We start from the raw sequence: 19,339 nt of genomic DNA on the forward strand, positions 1-19,339 counted from the left end.
AACGAAGGAATTAGCGCACAGCGCCGCGCAATTCCCCCACCATCCCTTGCAACCGGGCTGGCTCTGCCACTTCAACCGACACCGCAGGCCCTGCCACCAGCGTCACCCGTGACCACAACCGGCGAAACACGCCCTTCTGTGGATCGCGACTGAAGAAACTCCCCCACAACCCCTGCAATGCCAACGGAATCACCGGCACCGGCGTCTCTTCGAGAATCCGCGTCAGCCCGCCCTTGAACTCGTTGATCTCGCCATCGGCGGTCAATTTGCCCTCAGGGAAGATGCACACCAACTCGCCGTCCTTCAGATACTGAGCAATGCGCGTGAAGGCTTTTTCGTAGATCTGAATGTCTTCCTGACGCCCCGCGATCGGAATGGTCCCGGCCGTGCGGAAGATGAAGTTCAGCACCGGCAGGTTGTAGATCTTGTAATACATCACAAAGCGAATCGGCCGACGCACCGCGCCGCCAATCAGCAAGGCATCGACGAAGGACACGTGATTGCACACCAGCAACGCTGCGCCTTCATCGGGAATCAGCTGCAGATTGCGATGCTCCACGCGGTACATGGAATGGCTGAGCAGCCAGATCATGAAGCGCATGCTGAACTCGGGGACGATGCTGAAGATGTAGGCGTTGACGCCGATGTTCAGCAGCGACACCACCAGGAACAGCTGCGGGATCGACAGTTTGACCATGCTCAGCAAGACGATCGAAACAATCGCCGAGACCACCATGAACAGCGCGTTGAGAATATTGTTGGCGGCAATCACCCGCGCCCGCTCGTTCTCGGGGGTACGAGACTGAATCAGCGCGTACAGCGGCACGATGTAGAAACCGCCGAACACCCCAAGCCCCAGAATGTCGATCAACACCAGCCAGGCGTGGCCAAAACCCAAGACTTCAATCCAGCCATGGCCTGTAACGCTGTCCGGAATTCCGCCGGAATGCCACCACAGCAGCAAACCAAACACCGTCAGACCAAACGAGCCGAACGGCACCAGACCGATCTCGACTTTGCGGCCGGACAGTTTCTCGCAAAGCATCGAACCCAGCGCGATACCGACCGAGAACACCGTAAGAATCAGCGTCACCACGGTTTCGTCGCCGTGCATCCACTCCTTGGCATAAGCCGGGATCTGCGTCAGATAAATCGCCCCGACAAACCAGAACCACGAGTTGCCGACAATCGAGCGCGACACCGCTGGCGTCTGCCCCAAGCCCAGCTTCAACGTGGCCCAGGACTGGCTGAAAATGTTCCAGTTCAGACGCATTTCCGGTGAGGCGGCCGCGGCCCGTGGAATGCTGCGACTGGCCAGATAGCCGAGCACCGCAACACCGATGATCGCCGTGGAGACGATCGGCGCGTAATGACTGGAGGACATCATGATTCCGGCACCGATGGTCCCGGCGAGGATCGCCAGGAAGGTGCCCATCTCCACGAGGCCGTTGCCACCCACCAGCTCTTCGTCACGCAACGCCTGGGGCAGGATCGAGTATTTCACCGGCCCGAACAGCGCCGAGTGAGTGCCCATGGCAAACAGCGCCACCAGCATCAGCGACAGGTGATCGAACATGAATCCGACCGCGCCTACCGCCATGATGGCGATTTCCCCGAGCTTGATCAGACGAATCAGCGCGTCCTTGGCGAACTTTTCACCGAACTGCCCGGCCAGCGCCGAGAACAGGAAGAACGGCAGGATAAACAGCAGCGCACACAGGTTGACCCAGATCGAGCGATCACCGTCGATAGTCAACTTGTAGAGAATGGCGAGGATCAGCGACTGCTTGAAGATGTTGTCGTTGAACGCCCCGAGCGACTGCGTGACGAAGAACGGCAGGAAGCGCCGGGTGCGAAGCAAGGTGAACTGTGAGGGGTGACTCATCTTCCATGTGTCCCTGATGTTGGGTAGAGAGTGGCGTGGATGCAGTTATTGGAATATCCAACGGCGATCCAGGCCACACATTACCTAAAACTTGCAGGTTATTTGTTTAATCCTGCAATGCACGGCGAGACAAATAACTCACCCCGCCAGGCGCCCTGCACTGTCCGTTTGGCGACGATCAGCCACATCACCGCCAGCAACACCACCAGCACACCGCCGAAGGCACTGAAAAACGTCAGGTTCAAGGTGCTGGCCAGTTTTAACGTCGCCAGGGAATAGACGCCCAACGGGAAGGTGAAACCCCACCAGCCGAGGTTGAAAGGGATGCCGACGCGCAGGTAACGCAGGGTGATGAGCACCGCGATCAGCATCCACCACAGACCAAAACCCCACAGGGTAATCCCGGCCACCAACCCCAGCCCTGCGGCGATTTCACCAATGCCTGGCAGACCGTTGGCAGCGAAGATCGCCGGTGCGTCCGCGCCCAGCAGCAACATGCCCAGCGCCCCGGTGCCGATCGGGCCGAGCGCCAGCCAACTGGAAGCGGCCATGTTTTCATGGGGCAACTTATGCAGCGCCATGCGCAGCAACAGAATGGTCAGAATGCTGAACGCAACTGGTAGGGAAAAGGCCCAGAGCACGTAGCTGGTCACCAGCACCACCAGTTGCGAATGGGCATCGGCCAGGTGCGGCGCCAGCAGACCACCGCTGGCGGCTGCCACTTCTGCCGCCACCACCGGCAACAGCCAGACGGCGGTCATCTGGTCGATGCTGTGCTCCTGACGGGTGAACATCAGGTAGGGAATCAGCACGCCGCACGCCACAGACATCGCCACATCCAGCCACCACAGCACCTCGGCGACATCAATCACACCCCCACCCCAACGCGGCAGGCCGAACACCAGGAAACCATTAATGATGGTCGCCAGGCCCATGGGGATGGTGCCAAAAAACATCGAAACCGTGGAGTGACCGAAAATCCGTCGCGCCTCATCGAAAAACAGCGCCCAACGCGCCGCATACATAACCGTGAATAAAACGAACAGCACGATGTTGAACAACCAAAGGGCTTCGGCAATCGCGTGTAAACCGGCATTTGCGCCAGGCAGCTGCGCCAGCGCCAACGCCAGCACACCGGTGCCCATGGTGGCGGCGAACCAGTTCGGCGTGAACTGGCGGATGACCTCACGCGGATGCTGCAAATGACTGAAGGGTTTGAAACTGACTGGGGCGGCGTTGGGGCATGTCATGGTGAACTCCTGTCCTCTGTTGAGGTGGAGCTCATGGTAGATCCGAATCGAATATCGATATAACGGGTAATATCTCTAACTGTTATCTGTTTTACAGATATTCCATCAGGCGCAGACTTTCACGGACCGCTGACGCATCAACGCAAACAGAGCGCCGACCGAGAGAATAATCAGCACCGCGCCGTAACCATCGGTGGTAGCCACCAGCCCGAAGGTCCGGGTCAAGTTCCCGGCCAGCAACGACGGCAAGCAGAACGCCAGATAACTGAGCACATAGAAAGCCGACATCAGCCCAGCCCTTTCGTGGGGCGAGGCCAGCGGCACGACGCTGCGCAATGCACCGAGGAAACCGGCGCCGAAACCGCATCCGGCCACCAGCGTCCCTATGAAAAACAGCGTAAGGCTGGCGCCGTGCACCGCCATCAGAACCAGCGCCACGCCGGCGGGCAGCAGACTGCCGCCCAAGCGCAACACCTTGTCGGCCGGCCGATTGCGCAAGGTATAGATCATCAACGCGCCGGTCACCGTCAACACGGCCACCGTCGCACCGCCAATCAGATTTGAGGTCGATCCGGTGGCAGTGCGTACCAGAGACGGTGCCAACGAGGCGTAAAAACCACCGAGCGCCCACACCGCGATATTGATCGGCAGCACCAGCCACAACGCGCGTCGCGCCTGGATCGGCACATGCAGGGTCGGACGCAGCGAGGCCCAGGCTCCCGGTTGGGGACTGACGCTTTCCGGCAAACGCCAGACGTACAGCGCCTGCATCACAAACAGCGCTAGCAACACCCAATAGGTCAATTGCAACGGCAGTGGTGCGAACTCAGCCAGCAATCCGCAGCCCATGGCGCCCGACGCCATGCCCAGCAACGGCGCGACACTGTTGACCAGCGACCCTTGCTGGCGATCGGTGTCCAGCAGCGCCGCACTCAATACGGCAGTGGCCATCCCCGTAGCAAAACCCTGAAGCACTCGTGCGCTGATCAACCAGGCGACACTGTCTGCATTGATAAACAGCAGCATCGCCAGCATGTTCAACATCACAGCGGTAAAAATCACCGGTTTGCGCCCCAGGTAATCCGAGAGCGAACCGACCGTGAGCAATGCCGCCAGCAAGCTGATGGCGTACACGCCGAAAATCAGGGTCAGGGTCGCTGCCGAGAATTGCAGGTGCTCCTGGTACAAGTGATACAACGGCGTCGGCGCGGTGGAAGCGGCAAGAAAACTGAGTAAGGTGATCGCCAGGAACCACAGGCTTGAACGATTAGACGTTGAACTGGACATGAGCACTCCATAAAAGCTAACTTTTTGCTTTTGCGGAGTGTGCGACTGGCTGACGCTTAAAGCAAATTCTTTGTGTTAAGGTCCGATGCATGGCTATTAAAGAAGGTTTACGCCCGGGCGGCCGCAGTGCCCGGGTGCAAGAGTCGGTTCATTCGGCAGTCCGCGATCTTCTCGAAGAGCAGGACCGCGCCACCGTGACCGTCCCGCAAATCGCTGCGCGTGCCGGCGTCACGCCGTCGACCATCTACCGGCGCTGGGGCGATCTGTCGGTGTTGTTGGCGGACGTCGCCCTCGCCCGCATGCGCCCCGAGGGCGAGCCGGCCAATACCGGCAGCCTGCGCGGTGACGTGCGCGCCTGGGCCGAGCAGTATCTGGACGAGATGAGTTCCGAGCCCGGCCGCAACATCTTGCGCGACGTGCAATGCAGCACCACGCCGGCCCTTTGCGCGACGATCATTGGTGGGCAGCTGCAGACGATTCTGGATCGTTACCCCGATCAACCGAAGCCGAACGTTGATCGGCTGATCAACATGGTGGCGGCGCCGACGGTGTTCAGGATCCTGTTTTCAGCGACGCCGCTGGAGGTTGAGGAATTACATCGGTTGATCGAGATTGCGTTGAGTCAGTAACGGCAAAATTCACCCTGCGACACCCCGCCGCGCCGCGACCTTGGTCGACACTGACTAACCCCTGCCATCGTGCGAGACTGTCTGTCCGGGCGCGAATCCCGGGTGTCTTTTGTCTGGAGTTCCCATGTCGCTGTCCAGCGGGCTGATCGCCGCCGTCGCCCTGGCCTATATGGCCATCATGTTCGCCATCGCCTTCTACGGCGACCGTCGCAGCACGCCGTTGCCGCCGCGAGTGCGCGCCTGGGTGTACAGCCTGTCGCTGGCCGTCTATTGCACCAGCTGGACCTTCTTTGGCGCCGTGGGCCAGGCCGCCGAACAGCTCTGGTCTTTCCTGCCGATCTACCTCGGGCCGATCCTGCTGCTGGTGTGCGCGCCGTGGGTCCTGCAAAAAATGGTGATGATCAGCAAGCAGGAGAACATCACCTCCATCGCCGACTTCATCGCTGCGCGCTATGGCAAATCCCAGTCGCTGGCCGTGGTGGTGGCGCTGATCTGCCTGGTTGGCGTGTTGCCCTACATCGCGCTGCAACTCAAGGGCATCGTGCTCGGGGTGAACCTGTTGATCGGCGCCGGTGCCGACGCCATGGGCACTCGCGCCCAGGACACGGCGCTGATCGTGTCGCTGGTATTGGCGCTGTTCACCATCGTTTTCGGTACCCGCAACCTCGACGCCACGGAACACCACCGCGGCATGGTGCTGGCGATTGCGTTCGAATCACTGGTCAAGCTGTTCGCTTTTCTCGCGGTCGGCGCGTTCGTGACCTACGGCCTGTACGACGGTTTCGACGACCTGCTCGACCAGGCCATGCTCGCCCCGCGCCTGGAAGAATACTGGAAGGAAACCATCAACTGGCCGTCGATGGTGGTGCAGACCGGCGTGGCAATGATGGCAATCATCTGCCTGCCCCGGCAGTTCCACGTGACCGTGGTGGAGAACATCGATCCTCAGGATCTGCGCCTGGCCAAATGGGTGTTTCCAGCTTATCTGGCGCTGGCGGCGTTGTTCGTCGTTCCTATCGCCCTCGCCGGTCAAATGCTGCTCCCAAGTTCGGTACTGCCGGACTCTTTTGTCATCAGCCTGCCGCTGGCCCAATCCCATCCTGCCCTGGCGATGCTGGCGTTTATCGGTGGCGCCTCGGCGGCGACCGGCATGGTGATTGTTGCCAGCGTGGCGTTGTCGACCATGGTCTCCAACGACATGCTGTTGCCATGGTTGCTGCGGCGCAACAACGCCGAGCGGCCGTTCGAAGTGTTCCGCCAGTGGATGCTCTCGGTGCGCCGAGTGAGCATTGTGGTGATTCTGCTGCTGGCCTACGTCAGTTATCGCCTGCTCGGCTCAACGGCGAGCCTTGCGACTATCGGCCAGATCGCCTTCGCCGCCGTGACCCAACTGGCCCCGGCCATGCTCGGCGCGCTGTATTGGAAACAGGCCAATCGTCGCGGTGTGTTCGCCGGTCTCGCCGCCGGCACATTCCTGTGGTTCTACACCCTGATTTTGCCGATAGCCGCCCACAGCCTCGGTTTGTCCTTGAACAGTTTCCCGGGGCTGGCCTTGTTGCACAGCAACCCGCTGAGCCTGCCGCTGACCCCGTTGACCCAAGGCGTGGTGTTGTCGCTTGCGGCCAACTTCACGCTGTTCGCCTGGGTCTCGGTGCTGTCACGTACGAGGGTTTCGGAACATTGGCAGGCGGGTCGCTTCATCGGTCAGGAAATCAGTGCCCGCCCCAGCGCCCGCTCGATGCTGTCGGTGCAGATCGACGATTTGTTGCAGCTGGCCGCACGCTTCGTCGGCGAAGAACGCGCCCGTCAGAGTTTTATCCGCTTCGCCTACCGCCAAGGCAAAGGCTTCAACCCGAACCAGAACGCCGACGGTGAATGGATCGCCCATACCGAGCGTTTACTGGCCGGTGTGCTCGGTGCTTCTTCGACCCGGGCGGTGGTAAAAGCCGCCATCGAAGGCAGGGAAATGCAACTCGAGGACGTCGTCCGAATCGCCGACGAAGCCTCGGAAGTGCTGCAGTTCAACCGCGCGCTGCTACAAGGCGCGATCGAAAACATCACCCAGGGCATCAGTGTGGTCGACCAGTCGCTGAAACTGGTGGCCTGGAACCGGCGCTATCTGGAGTTGTTCAACTACCCGGATGGACTGATCAGGCTTGGCCGCCCGATTGCCGACATCATTCGCTACAACGCCGAGCGCGGCCTGTGCGGTCCCGGCGAAGCCGAAGTGCACGTCGCCCGGCGCTTGCACTGGATGCGTCAGGGTCGCGCCCATACTTCTGAAAGACTTTTCCCCAATGGCCGTGTGATCGAGCTGATCGGCAACCCGATGCCGGGCGGTGGTTTCGTCATGAGTTTCACCGACATCACCGCGTTCCGCGAGGCTGAGCAAGCGCTGACCGAAGCCAACGAGGGCCTGGAGCGTCGGGTCACCGAGCGGACCCACGAGCTGTCGCAACTCAACGTAGCCCTGACCGAAGCCAAGGGCACCGCGGAGTCGGCCAACCAGTCGAAAACCCGTTTCCTGGCGGCGGTCAGCCACGACTTGATGCAACCGTTGAACGCGGCGCGACTGTTCTCGGCCGCCCTTTCCCACCAAGACGACGGCCTCTCCGGTGAGGCGCAGAAACTGGTCCATCATCTGGACACGTCACTGCGCTCGGCCGAGGACTTGATCAGCGACCTGCTGGACATTTCCCGCCTGGAAAACGGCAAGATCAACCCCGATCCCAAACCGTTCGTGCTCAATGATATGTTCGATGTCCTCGGTGCCGAGTTCAAGGCGCTGGCCCACGACCAGGGGCTGAAATTCCGCGTCAGGGGCAGTACGTTGCGCGTCGACAGCGACATCAAACTATTGCGACGAATCCTGCAGAACTTCCTGACCAATGCCTTCCGCTACGCCAAAGGGCCGGTGCTGCTGGGGGTTCGCCGACGCAAGGGCGAGTTGAGCCTGGAAGTCTGGGACCGTGGTCCGGGCATTCCGCTGGATAAACAGCAGGTCATTTTCGAAGAATTCAAACGCCTCGACAGCCACCAGACGCGCGCTGAGAAAGGCCTGGGGCTGGGCCTGGCGATCTCCGACGGATTGTGTCGCGTGCTGGGTCATACCTTGCGCGTACGCTCCTGGCCGGGGCGCGGCAGCGTGTTCAGCGTCAGTGTGCCGTTGGCCCGAGCTCAAGCCGCCCTGCCGCCCAAGACCGCCGAACTCAATGGCAAATTGCTGAGCGGCACGCAGGTGCTGTGCATCGACAACGAAGACAGCATTCTGATTGGCATGAACAGCTTGCTCACGCGCTGGGGTTGTCAGGTCTGGACCGCGCGCAACCGCGATGAATGCGCGGCGCTGCTCAGCGACGGAATGCGACCTCAATTGGCCTTGGTGGATTACCACCTGGACGATGGCGAGACCGGAACCGAACTGATGGCATGGCTGCGAACCCGATTGGGTGAGCCAGTGCCAGGGGTAGTGATCAGCGCCGATGGGCGACCGGAGACGGTGGCCCAAGTGCATGCGGCGGGGCTGGATTACCTGGCAAAACCGGTGAAACCGGCGGCGTTGCGGGCGTTGCTGAGTCGGCATTTGCCGTTGTAACCCTGCAGGCTCATCATTTACTCGGGTAACTCAGCCAACCCATCCACATCCGTCATCGCCCGCTCCAGCAAGTCTGCCGGCAGGCTCTTGCTCGCTCGCGCGCCAAGCAACTTGAGCTGCTCGCTACGGCTGACCAGATTGCCGCGGCCTTCCGTCAGCTTGTTGCGCGCAGAGCTGTAGGCTTTGTCCAATTGTTGTAAGCGATTGCCGACTTCATCCAGATCCTGGATGAACAACACGAACTTGTCGTACAGCCACCCGGCCCGCTCGGCGATTTCCCGGGCGTTCTGGCTCTGGCGCTCCTGCTTCCACAGGCTGTCGATGACACGCAGGGTCGCCAGCAACGTGGTCGGGCTGACGATCACGATGTTGCGGTCGAAGGCCTCTTGGAACAGCGTCGGCTCAGCCTGCAATGCGGCGGAAAACGCCGCTTCGATCGGTACGAAGAGCAGGACGAAATCCAGGCTGTGCAAGCCATCGAGACGCTTGTAATCCTTGCCGGACAACCCTTTGACGTGATTGCGCAGGGACAGCACGTGCTGCTTGATGGCGATCTGGCCGATGGCATCGTCTTCGGCCGCGACGTATTGCTGATAGGCCGTGAGGCTGACCTTGGAGTCGACCACCACCTGTTTGTCGCCCGGCAGATAAATGATCACGTCCGGCTGGAAACGCTCACCATCCGGGCCCTTGAGGTTGACTTGGGTCTGGTACTCGCGCCCCTTTTCCAGGCCCGCGTGTTCAAGCACTCGCTCAAGAATCAGCTCACCCCAGTTGCCTTGGGTTTTCTGGCCTTTCAAGGCGCGGGTCAGGTTGGTGGCTTCGTCGCTCAGGCGCAGGTTCAACTGTTGCAGCCGCTCCAGTTCCTTGGCCAGGGAAAAACGTTCGCGGGCTTCAGCCTGATAGCTTTCTTCGACACGTTTTTCAAAGGACTGGATGCGTTCTTTCAACGGATCGAGCAACTGACCAAGGCGCTGTTGACTGGTTTCGGCAAAGCGCTGCTCGCGCTCGTCGAAGATTTTGCCCGCCAGCTCGGCGAACTGGGCGCGTAACTCATCTCGCGAGCCTTGAAGGTCGTTGAGGCGCTGCTGATGGCTTTCCTGCTGCTCACGCAGCTCGGCGTTGAGCGAAGCGGCCTGGGCGTCCAGACGGCGCAACTCAGCCTCTTTGCCGGCGCGTTCCAGATTCCAGGCGTGGGCGGCGTCGCGGGCATCGTCGCGTTCGATCTGCAGCAATTCGACTTCACGGCGCACGGCGGCCAGGTCTGCTTGTTTGGCGGCGTTGGCCTGGCCCAGATCACCAATTTCATCGCGACAGGCTTCGAGTTGCGCGTTCAATCCATCCTGAGCCAGATGGGCCGTGGCCAGACGCTCCTCCAGCAGCGCAACCTCTGACTGCGTGGCGCTCGCTCGGCGTTGAAGTTGCCAGGCCAGTACCAGTAACGGCAGCGCAGCGCCCGCCAGACCGAGCAATGCGCTGGTCAAGTCCATAGCCATAGCCACTCCTGCCAATGAAATAAAGCTTGAAGGTTAACCAAGGCGTCAGGTCTTGGACAGCTCAGTCTTCGATCAGACCCAGTTCCTGCTGGGCGCGCCGATCCCCTGCCCGTGCGGCCGAACGCAAAAGGTCCTGGCCGATACGGCGATCCCGGGCATTCCCGCATTCACGGCACATCAGCTGACCGAGACGGCTTTGCGCGGCCACGACCCCTTCACGGGCCGGCTGCTTGAGCAAACGTCCGGCGAAGTGTTTGACGTTGTGGTTTTCGCCCAGACGCGGGCTGTCCAGCAGCCACTCGGCCACACGCATCGAAAAGCGCTTGGGCGGGGTAATGCTGGGAGGTGTGGAGGTTGCAGAGACTGATACTGAGCGAAACTTCATAAAGCACTGTGGGGCAGATCGGAAGGCGCGCCACTCTACTCTTTTTTTCTTACAGGTAAAGCCTAAAAAAACCCGGCACGCCCGTCCTAGAGCAAGCGCTCGGGACAATCCACAGAAGCTGTGGATAACTCAGTGGACAACCGCCCTTGAACTCTCGCAAAGCCGTATGGAATGGGGCTCGCAGTCAAACTGACGATTTTTTCACCAGTAAAAAAAAGCGATGTTTTTCATTGACTTAAATTTTGGTTACAGGCACCCACTGCGTTTGAAGGGAAGATGACAGCGGCGTGACACCCTCCGTGACTTATGTGCACAAGTACCTTCGAGGCAGTTATATCGATGCGCTTTTTCGGCGCATTTTTTGCCTGCACCTGGGGATAAACCTTGGCAAACCCATGATCCAGGCTGGTCCTGGCCCGATGAGCCGTGACTACCAATGGTCGGAATTTGTGCTATTACAGGGCAAGCCTGCGGGTCATGGCTTTTCCGAGTGCCAATCCGGACGTTGAATGAGGGGCATCCAGAGAACTTTTTTGCTAACACACTTCCCTTCAGCAATTCAATCCGTTAATATCCGCGGCGTTAGTACCAAGCTGAAAGTCAATTCTGGTCGAACAAATCCTCCCGGTCAGCCTTCCCAAAGGAAGCCTCCACCGACAAAGCGGGATCGACCACCTCGATGGTTTCCAGGTAAACCTTGCGTCAACACAGCCTTTGAATCGAAAGCAAAGGGTGTTGCGAAGCTCACTTACTCTGACCGAACCAACCTGCAAATTGATCAGGATCTTCACCCCGGGCCCAGAACCTTTGCCCTTGATGTGTTGCCTGCCCTCCTAAGTACCTACCTGCCAGCCCAAGCGCGCCAATTTATAGCGCTTCAAACTGGCTGCTTTGTTCCAGTCGGGTTCTTCGTTCGACCAATGGTGGTCGTCGTCACTGGAACGTTTTAATTTTGCACGGTTCTTATCCGTGTCGCTTGTAGGAACACCCAATGACTATGTCTACTCAAATCCACACCCAGGATGCCATCCGCACCCTAACCAACGCTTTTGCACCAATGAACTGCCTGATCATGGCTGCTCGCAAAGGCTGCTTCAGCTTCACTCTGGTCAACGAACACGGCATCGCTCGTCACAGCGAACGCCTGTACCCCGATCAATACTCCAGCGCCGAGCCGCTGCAGGCCGTGATCGAGCGTACCCGTCAGGCACTGGTTGCCTGATACGCCAGAAAGACTGAAAACCTCAAAAGCCTCGCTTAAAAAGCGGGGCTTTTTATTGCCCGATATTTCTCTTTTCGCTGCCACCGCCTAAGCACTAAGCGATATAACGGTTATAACTCGCAGCCGGAAATATTTTAAAAACAGGCCTTTACGGCGCGAATATGACACTACACTTCAACTCAAGCGGCTTCAGCCGCTTCCGGCGAGCCTGAGTCGATTCACCCGCTGCCAACGCTATCTTCAGGTATCGCCGACCATTTCACGTTTCGAGGGCTTTATGGGTATCGCTGCCAGCGAACTGTGCCGTTATGTGATTCGCCCGACATTGATTTACCTCGGGTGCCATAGCGCAACTGCCGAATCCCTGCTGCTGGGCGTCGCCGCCAGCCAGTCAGCCCTTGGAACGGCCCTGCATGACCGCCGTGGGCACGGCCTGTACCGAATCGCCGAACCCCGCCATCAAGCCCTTTGGGACCACTACCTGGCACTTGACCCGGAACGCGCAAGCCTGGTTCGCGGCCTGGCCAGCCAACATGCTTTCCTGAGTGGTCCGCACCTCGAATTGACCGTCAACCTGCGTTACGCCACCGCCATCGCCTGGCTGTTGGTAGAAGAACAGAACACCCCCCTCCCCGAAGCAGACGATCTACTGGGAATGGCCCGCATCTGGCGCCAGACCTTCCAGCCTCAAGGACGCCTGAGAGACTTCACCTGCGCCTGGCAAACCTGTGTTTCACCGCTGAATCTGGTCGCCTGCTGATCTGCGTTTCCGCAAGATCGCGCAACTGCTGCGATTTTGGTCGGATTGTCCTACAAAACCGCTCTAAATCAAGCATTACAGCCTATGGCGCTGGGACGAAAATGTTGGTAATTTTCGCCCCGGTGATCACCAGGAGTTCTAATAATGAAAAAAGTAATGCTCAAAACCACCCTTAGCCTCGCCGTTACCGTGGCATCCACCCAGATCTTCGCAAGTGGCTTTGCCCTCAACGAACAAAGCATCAGCGGGATGGGGACAGGTTTTGCCGGGCGATCTTCTTCTGCCGACGACGCATCCACCGTTTTTGGCAACCCTGCCGGCATGTCTCGCCTCAAACGCGAACAAGTGACCGGTGGTGTTGCATTTATCGACGCGCACGCTGATATCAGTGATGCGAGCTCCAGCCCGAATGGCGGTACCAATAAAGGTGACATGGTCCCTTTCATGGGCGTGCCCATGGGCTACTACGTAAAGCCAATTGATGACCACTGGGCAGTCGGTTTCGGCGTCTACGCTCCATTCGGCCTGGTGACCGACTACGAGAACGGCTTCGCCGGCCGATACTTCGGCAGCAAGAGCGAAGTCAAGATCGTGACTCTGCAGCCAACCGTCAGCTACGCCTTCAACGACAAGGTGTCGATCGGTTTCGGTCCGACCATCAACCGCATCGACGGTACCCTGGAATCGAACCTGTCGCTGAACCCTCGCGCAGCGGACGGCACCGTCAAGATCAAGGGTGATGACACCGCGCTGGGCTACAACATCGGCATCATGGTTCAAGCCCTCGAAAGCACTCGCCTCGGCCTGACCTATCACTCGAAAGTGAAGTACAAGCTCGAAGGTGACACCAAGGTGAACTACGGCGTGCTCGCGGCACTTGGCCAGAACCCGAACCAGAAGTTCGACGCTTCGCTGGACATCACCACGCCTGAGTCGGTGGACTTCTCGGTCACTCATCAGCTGGACGACCAGTGGACCCTCTACGCAGGCAGCACCTGGACTCGCTGGAGCCGCCTGAAAGAGATCACCGTCGAGAACGAAGGCGTTCCTGCCGCCCTGGCCGCACGCGGCTTTGGCACCATAACTGAAGAGCAGAACTGGCACGACACCTGGGCTCACGCCATCGGTGCTTCGTACCAGCTGAACAAGCAGTGGGTGCTGCGTACCGGCCTGTCGGTTGACCAGGCACCGACCAACAACGTAAACCGTTCCCCACGTATCCCGACGGGCGATCGCAAGATTTTCAGCCTGGGCGCTGGCTGGAGCCCGACCGATGACCTGACCATCGACGTAGCGTATTCGTACCTGCGCGAAGAGTCGGTCAAGGTCAACAACAGCAACGGCCGCCAGAACTACAGCGCAGAGTATGAAAACTATGCGAACGGTTTCGGTGTTGGCGCAACCTACCGCTTCTGATGATTCACGGCGAGCTTGAACCACTCGCTGCCTGAATTGAAAAAGCCCCGCTCTCTTGTACAGAGGCGGGGCTTTTTAATGGACGTCGATCAAGGTTGCGAGGCCAGTGCCTTCTCCACCGCTTCGATGAACTCGGGATCGTCAGGCTTGGTCAGGCTGGAAAAACTGGCGATCACTTTGCCCTTGCGATCGACCACATATTTGTAGAAGTTCCACTTCGGCGCGGTGCTCTGCTTGGCGATGATCTTGAACAAGTGAGTCGCGTCATTACCGCGGACTTTCTGCGGTTCAATCATGGTGAACGTCACACCGTAGTTCACGTAGCAGACCTTGGCAGTCTCCTCGCCATCCTTGGACTCTTGCTTGAAGTCGTTGGACGGAACGCCAATCACCTCCAGCCCCTGATCCTTATAACGCTGATTCAGCGCCTCAAGGCTTTTGAACTGTGGGGCGAAACCACAGAAGCTCGCAGTATTGACCACCACCAGCGGTTTGCCAGCGAAGCGCTGGCACAGGTCAATGGATTCCTTGGCGCGCAGCTTCGGCAACGAGCCTTGCAAAAGCTCCGGGCACTCAGCCGCTTGAGCCAATCCACTAAACGCTACCAGTAACGCGGGAACTGCGAGCCAACGCATCAGCATGTCGGTGCATCCTTAGAAGTCGTCAAAACGAAGTTACTCGCCCTCACATCCTGCTAGCAAGCACCCATGCCCAGTTGCATCAACGCCAGCCCGCCCTGATGCCAGCCCCACCACGACAGGGCCAGCAGCAAAGCGCAGACAGCGACGACAGCGATCCGCGGCCAGAGACTGTTCATATCGCACTCATCTGTGTTTGCAGACGCGCGACCGGCCGCTCACGCACCGGCCAGTTCAGGGCGGCGGCCAACAGGCTCAAGAGAATCGCCACTTGCCAGATCAAGTCATAGCTCCCGGTTCGGTCGTACACCACCCCGCCCAACCAGCCGCCGAGGAACGATCCGAGCTGGTGAAACAGGAAAACAATCCCACCGAGCATGGACAGATTTCGCACGCCGAACAAGGTTGCGACGGTGCCGTTGGTCAAGGGCACCGTCGACAGCCACAGGAAGCCCATCGCCATGCCAAACAGGTACGCGGTGGTCGTCGTGACCGGCGCCCAAAGGAACAACCCGATCACCACTGCCCGCAGCAGATACAGGCCGGTGAGCAAACGTGGCTTGGACATCCGCCCGCCGAGCCAGCCCGCCGTGTAGGTACCGAAAATATTGAACAGCCCGATCAACGCCAGCACTGTCGTACCGACGCTCGCCGGGAGGTGCTGATCCACCAGATAAGCCGGCAAATGCACGCCGATGAATACCACCTGGAAGCCACAAACAAAAAAGCCGAATGCCAGCAGCCAGAATCCCGAATGGGAACAGGCCTCGCGCAGTGCCTCGGACAGTGTTTGCTCATGTCCGAACACCGGCAGCGGTTTGTCCTTGAGCATGCTCACTAGCGGCACAATCAGCGCCACCAACAGGCCCAACACCAGCAATGCCGCGGACCAGCCGAGCCAGCCGATCAACCCCAGCGTACCGGGCAACATCGCGAACTGGCCGAAAGAGCCGGCAGCACTGGCAATGCCCATGCCCATGCTGCGTTTCTCCGGCGGCACTGCGCGGCCGACCACGCCAAGGATCACCGAGAACGAGGTGCCGGACAGACCGATGCCGATCAACAGGCCGGCACTCAGGGACAAGGTCACGGCGGAATCCGACAGGCCCATGAACACCAGACCCAATGCATACAAGACACCGCCGACCAGCACCACTTTCGCGGCGCCAAAGCGGTCGGCCAGCGCGCCGGTGAATGGCTGCGCCAGGCCCCAGATCAGGTTCTGCAAGGCAATGGCGAAGGCAAACGTCTCACGCCCCCAGCCGAACTCGGCACTCATCGGCGCCAGAAACAGCCCGAAGCCGTGTCTTACCCCCAAGGACAACGCGAGAATCAGCGCACTCCCCAACAAAACCCAACCACACGTACGCCACATCGATGTCATTCTTATTCTCCGGTAGCGGGTATATACCCGCTTAAGATCGGAAAAACCGGCATCACGCCAGTTCGTCCAGCAGTCGCAGCAAGGTTTCGCGTTTCTCGGCACCCAAGCGGTCAATCAATCGCTGTTGCGCCGCTTCCCAGGCTGGCAGGGCCGCTTTCAGGCGTTCAACACCGGCCTCGGTGAGCATGACGATGCGGTTACGCATGTCTTCGCCCTCGACCAGCATCAGCAGGCCTTCGCCTTCCAGCACCCGCAGATTGCGCCCCAAGGTGCTGCGATCCAGCCCCATGGCCTCGGCCAACGTGGAAATACTCGGTTTATCCAGACGCTGCAGATTACACAGCAGAGAATACTGGGCAACGTTGATCCCGAAGCCGTCGAGAGCGCCGTCGTAATGCCTGCTGACGCCACGGGCGGCGCGACGCAGGTTGATGCATAAACATTGGGAGTCGAGCATGGTGCGTGTATATACCCGCGGTTGTGTTAAATCAAGTTACATGATGTGGGAAGTTCAGCAGATCGCCAATCCCACCAGCACCGCGACCTCAAGAATTTCCAGCAACGCCCCCGCCGTATCGCCCGTCGTGCCGCCCAATCGGCGCAGCATCACTTGCCGCAGCCAGACAAACACCAGCGCCGCCAGCACAACTGCCAACACGCCGCTGAGACCAGCAATCAAAACACACACCAACGCACTCACCGCCAACACCTGCTTGCCCGCCAAACGCGGCAGATGATCAGCCAGCGCTTGCCCCAACCCGCCGGCACGCACATAAGGAGTGGTCAGGAACAAGCCCAGCATCGCGCTGCGCCCGATCAACGGAATGATGATCAGGACAACGGCGTGTTGCTGCTCGATTAATGCCAGCAACGCGGCGAATTTGAGCAGCAACACCAGCACCAGCGTCACGACCGCAATCGGCCCGCTGCGCGGGTCCTTCATGATCGTCAGGGTGCGCTCGCGGTCGCCGAACCCGCCGAGCCACGCATCGGCGCTGTCGGCCAGGCCGTCCAAGTGCAACGCGCCGCTGAGCAATACCCAAACCGTCAGCAACAGCGCGGCATGAAGCAATAACGGAGTGCCGAACAACAGCCAGTTGAACGCCCACAAGATCACGCCAAACAGCAGGCCGACCAGCGGATAAAACAGCAGCGACCGCCCCAACTCCTGTGGCGCCGGCATGCCCGGCAGACGAATCGGCAGACTGCTCAAAAATTGCAGGGCGATCCAGAACGGCAACATGATCAGATCGCTTCCTTTAACGACACGCCGGATTCGACCGACAGCGAAAACAGCGCGCCATGCCCGACTTCGACGTTGAGCAACTGCTCACGAGGCAATCCCCGCGCCTGAGCCAGCAACAAGCGCATGACCCCGCCGTGACTGATCAGCAACACTCGCTCGCCGGCGTAGGTAGCCTGCAAGCGCTCAACGGCTGCCAACACCCGCGTCGAAAAATCCACCACCGGCTCACCCTGAGGCGGTGTAAACGAATAAGGGTCGGCCCAGAACAATCCCAACGCCTCGGCATCGGTTTCCATGAGCGCGGCGGCGCTCTGCCCTTCCCAGGCGCCGAAGTGCAGCTCTTGCAGGTCTTTGTCCAACTGCACCGGCAAACCCAGCTGTGCGCCGAGTTCTTCGGCGAACCGCGCACACCGCTGCAACGGCGAGCTAATCAAACGATCCCAAGGCCCCTGCTCGACCACCGCCGCGCGCATCTGCGCCCAGCCCTTTTCAGTCAGCGCATCGTCGAGGCTACCGCGCAAACCGCCGCCGAGTTCGGTTTCACCGTGACGCAACAGGTCCAGGTGCAAGGTCATGCCGGACGGTCCGCCACGGCGGCCTCGGCGAAAGTCGCCATCTGCCCGTGAAGGTCGCACGCCAGACGCAACAACGGCACGGACAACGCCGCGCCGCTGCCCTCGCCCAGACGCAAGCCGAGGTCCAGCAGCGGTTCGGCGTTCAGGGTTTCCAGCACATGACGATGACCCGGCTCGGCGCCGCGATGACCGAACAACAGCCACTGACGGCATTCAGGGTTCAAGCGCACCGCCACCAACGCCGCAACGCTGCAGATGAAACCGTCCACCAGCACCGCAACGCCTTCCTGGGCACACGCCAGATACGCGCCGACCAATGCAGCGATTTCAAAACCGCCGAGGTTGAACAGGGTTTGCAGTGCGTCGCCACGTTGAGCGCTGTGCAACGCCAAAGCGCACTCGATGACCTGAGCTTTATGGCTGACACCCGCCGCATTCAAACCCGTGCCCGGCCCCGCCAGATGCACCACCGGGCAATCGAGCAAGGCACACGCCAACGCGCTGGCTGCGGTGGTGTTGCCGATGCCCATCTCGCCACCGATAAACAACTGCGCACCCGCCGCGATGGCGCGCTGCACGCTGTCGCGGCCGGCCTGCAAAGCGAGTTCGCCCTGAGCCGAGGTCATGGCCGAACCTTCGACGAAATTCGCCGTGCCCGGGCCAATGTTCAAGTGACGCACACCCGGCAAATTCAACGACGGCGTCACCGTGCCGAGGTCGACAACTTCCAGCGAGGCCCCGAGTTGCCGCGCCAACACGCTGATCGCCGCTCCACCGCTGACGAAGTTGTGCAGCATCTGCCCGGTGACTTCCTGAGGAAATGCCGACACCCCTTCAGCGACCACGCCATGGTCACCGGCAAAAATCGCGATCCACAGCTGATCCAGACTCGGTTTGACCTGCCCCTGCATACCGGCCAATTGCACGGCCACCGACTCAAGCCGGCCGAGGGAGCCGGCCGGTTTGGTCAACTGCTGTTGACGAGCTTGCGCCTGCTCGACCGCTTGAGCATCGATCGGTTTGCACGGGTTAAGCCACCAGGATTGAGTCATAACGCAGTTCCTTTCAAAGTCATGGGCAGACCAGCGATGGTCAGGACGACGCGTTGACAGCGCTCGGCCAACGCTTGATGCAGCCAACCGGCTTCATCGACATAGCGGCGAGTCAATTCGCCCAGCGGCACGACACCCATTCCGGTCTCGTTGCTGACAAAAATGATTTCACCCGGCAACGACGCCAGGCAGTCCAGCAAAGCATCACGTTCGGCCGACAGCCGCTCGGTGTCGTCGAGCATCAGCAGATTAGTCATCCACAACGTCAGGCAATCCACCAGCAAGCACTGATCGGCGCTGGCGGTTTCGCGCAGGATGCGGGCGAGTTCCACCGGCTCTTCGATCAACGCCCATTCGGCTGGACGACGGGCGCGGTGATGGGCCACCCGCTCGTTCATTTCACCGTCGAGGGGTTGGCTGGTGGCGATGTAGGTCACTGCCAGACCGCTGTCGGAGGCGAGTTTTTCAGCCAGGCGACTTTTGCCGGAACGGGCGCCGCCGAGGATCAGTTGCAGCATG

The 19,339-nt window shown here is 60.0% G+C and carries 18 protein-coding genes; 5 read left to right on the top strand and 13 right to left on the bottom strand.

All coding sequences use genetic code 11. From position 1 onward, the window contains the following. Positions 1-10: 10 nt before the first annotated feature. The 3 genes from ACMXYI_RS29095 to ACMXYI_RS29105 all read right to left on the bottom strand — a co-directional run bounded on the left by ACMXYI_RS29095 (position 11) and on the right by ACMXYI_RS29105 (position 4,422). The gene (locus tag ACMXYI_RS29095) at positions 11-1,885 is read right to left on the bottom strand and encodes an MFS transporter (protein ID WP_415770482.1); all 1,875 of its coding nucleotides are present in this window, start codon (positions 1,883-1,885) and stop codon (positions 11-13) included. Positions 1,886-1,983: 98 nt separating this feature from the next. Further along, positions 1,984-3,135: a TDT family transporter gene (locus ACMXYI_RS29100; protein ID WP_415770483.1), complete on the bottom strand. Its 1,152-nt coding sequence runs from the start codon at positions 3,133-3,135 to the stop codon at positions 1,984-1,986. Between the two features lie 105 nt (positions 3,136-3,240). Next, entirely contained in the window at positions 3,241-4,422 is a 1,182-nt protein-coding gene (locus tag ACMXYI_RS29105; protein WP_415770485.1) for an MFS transporter, read from the bottom strand. Between the two features lie 89 nt (positions 4,423-4,511). Here ACMXYI_RS29105 and ACMXYI_RS29110 point away from each other — a divergent pair, with 89 nt between their 5' ends. Continuing rightward, positions 4,512-5,051, top strand: a complete 540-nt coding sequence (locus tag ACMXYI_RS29110) for a TetR/AcrR family transcriptional regulator (protein ID WP_415770486.1) — start codon at positions 4,512-4,514, stop codon at positions 5,049-5,051. Between the two features lie 124 nt (positions 5,052-5,175). Continuing rightward, a complete protein-coding gene (locus tag ACMXYI_RS29115; RefSeq protein WP_415770487.1) occupies positions 5,176-8,646 on the top strand; it encodes a hybrid sensor histidine kinase/response regulator in 3,471 nt (1,156 codons plus the stop codon). Positions 8,647-8,663: 17 nt separating this feature from the next. Here ACMXYI_RS29115 and rmuC read toward each other — a convergent pair whose 3' ends face one another. Together rmuC and ACMXYI_RS29125 are read right to left on the bottom strand one after the other, a co-directional pair. Beyond that, on the bottom strand, positions 8,664-10,028 hold the full coding sequence (gene rmuC, locus ACMXYI_RS29120) for a DNA recombination protein RmuC (RefSeq protein WP_415773998.1): 1,365 nt from the start codon (positions 10,026-10,028) through the stop codon (positions 8,664-8,666). 175 nt (positions 10,029-10,203) lie between these two features. Beyond that, a complete protein-coding gene (locus tag ACMXYI_RS29125) occupies positions 10,204-10,527 on the bottom strand; it encodes a sel1 repeat family protein (protein ID WP_415770488.1) in 324 nt (107 codons plus the stop codon). 997 nt (positions 10,528-11,524) lie between these two features. On the opposite strand from ACMXYI_RS29125, the gene ACMXYI_RS29130 reads away from it, so the two are divergent. The 3 genes from ACMXYI_RS29130 to ACMXYI_RS29140 all read left to right on the top strand — a co-directional run bounded on the left by ACMXYI_RS29130 (position 11,525) and on the right by ACMXYI_RS29140 (position 13,925). Beyond that, on the top strand, positions 11,525-11,749 hold the full coding sequence (locus tag ACMXYI_RS29130; protein ID WP_007898912.1) for a hypothetical protein: 225 nt from the start codon (positions 11,525-11,527) through the stop codon (positions 11,747-11,749). Between the two features lie 277 nt (positions 11,750-12,026). Next, positions 12,027-12,509 (top strand): hypothetical protein, encoded by a 483-nt coding sequence (locus ACMXYI_RS29135; protein ID WP_046048004.1) that lies wholly within the window; start codon positions 12,027-12,029, stop codon positions 12,507-12,509. 144 nt (positions 12,510-12,653) lie between these two features. Continuing rightward, a complete protein-coding gene (locus tag ACMXYI_RS29140; RefSeq protein ID WP_415770490.1) occupies positions 12,654-13,925 on the top strand; it encodes an OmpP1/FadL family transporter in 1,272 nt (423 codons plus the stop codon). A gap of 89 nt (positions 13,926-14,014) precedes the next feature. Here the strand turns inward: ACMXYI_RS29140 and ACMXYI_RS29145 are convergent, their stop codons facing one another. The 8 genes from ACMXYI_RS29145 to cobU are packed head-to-tail and all read right to left on the bottom strand — an operon-like array spanning position 14,015 to position 19,338. Further along, entirely contained in the window at positions 14,015-14,566 is a 552-nt protein-coding gene (locus ACMXYI_RS29145; RefSeq protein WP_415770492.1) for a glutathione peroxidase, read from the bottom strand. A 53-nt stretch (positions 14,567-14,619) separates the two neighbouring features. Continuing rightward, positions 14,620-14,742, bottom strand: a complete 123-nt coding sequence (locus ACMXYI_RS29150; RefSeq protein ID WP_008148682.1) for a hypothetical protein — start codon at positions 14,740-14,742, stop codon at positions 14,620-14,622. Beyond that, positions 14,739-15,947 carry an MFS transporter gene (locus ACMXYI_RS29155; RefSeq protein WP_415770494.1) on the bottom strand — a complete coding sequence of 403 codons (1,209 nt, stop codon included), beginning with the start codon at positions 15,945-15,947 and terminating at the stop codon, positions 14,739-14,741. Before ACMXYI_RS29155 ends, ACMXYI_RS29150 begins: the two co-directional genes overlap by 4 nt. Before the next feature lie 52 nt (positions 15,948-15,999). Then, positions 16,000-16,404: a MarR family winged helix-turn-helix transcriptional regulator gene (locus tag ACMXYI_RS29160; protein WP_033055842.1), complete on the bottom strand. Its 405-nt coding sequence runs from the start codon at positions 16,402-16,404 to the stop codon at positions 16,000-16,002. A gap of 54 nt (positions 16,405-16,458) precedes the next feature. Continuing rightward, entirely contained in the window at positions 16,459-17,190 is a 732-nt protein-coding gene (locus tag ACMXYI_RS29165) for an adenosylcobinamide-GDP ribazoletransferase (RefSeq protein WP_415770496.1), read from the bottom strand. Between the two features lie 2 nt (positions 17,191-17,192). Then, positions 17,193-17,768, bottom strand: coding sequence for an alpha-ribazole phosphatase family protein (cobC, locus tag ACMXYI_RS29170; RefSeq protein WP_415770498.1), 576 nt, complete (start codon positions 17,766-17,768; stop codon positions 17,193-17,195). Beyond that, positions 17,765-18,820 carry a nicotinate-nucleotide--dimethylbenzimidazole phosphoribosyltransferase gene (gene cobT, locus ACMXYI_RS29175; protein WP_415770500.1) on the bottom strand — a complete coding sequence of 352 codons (1,056 nt, stop codon included), beginning with the start codon at positions 18,818-18,820 and terminating at the stop codon, positions 17,765-17,767. Before cobT ends, cobC begins: the two co-directional genes overlap by 4 nt. Further along, the gene (cobU, locus tag ACMXYI_RS29180; RefSeq protein ID WP_415770502.1) at positions 18,817-19,338 is read right to left on the bottom strand and encodes a bifunctional adenosylcobinamide kinase/adenosylcobinamide-phosphate guanylyltransferase; all 522 of its coding nucleotides are present in this window, start codon (positions 19,336-19,338) and stop codon (positions 18,817-18,819) included. Before cobU ends, cobT begins: the two co-directional genes overlap by 4 nt. Between the last annotated feature and the right edge of the window lies 1 nt (position 19,339).

Source organism: Pseudomonas lyxosi, assembly GCF_047758685.1.
GTDB lineage: Bacteria > Pseudomonadota > Gammaproteobacteria > Pseudomonadales > Pseudomonadaceae > Aquipseudomonas > Aquipseudomonas lyxosi.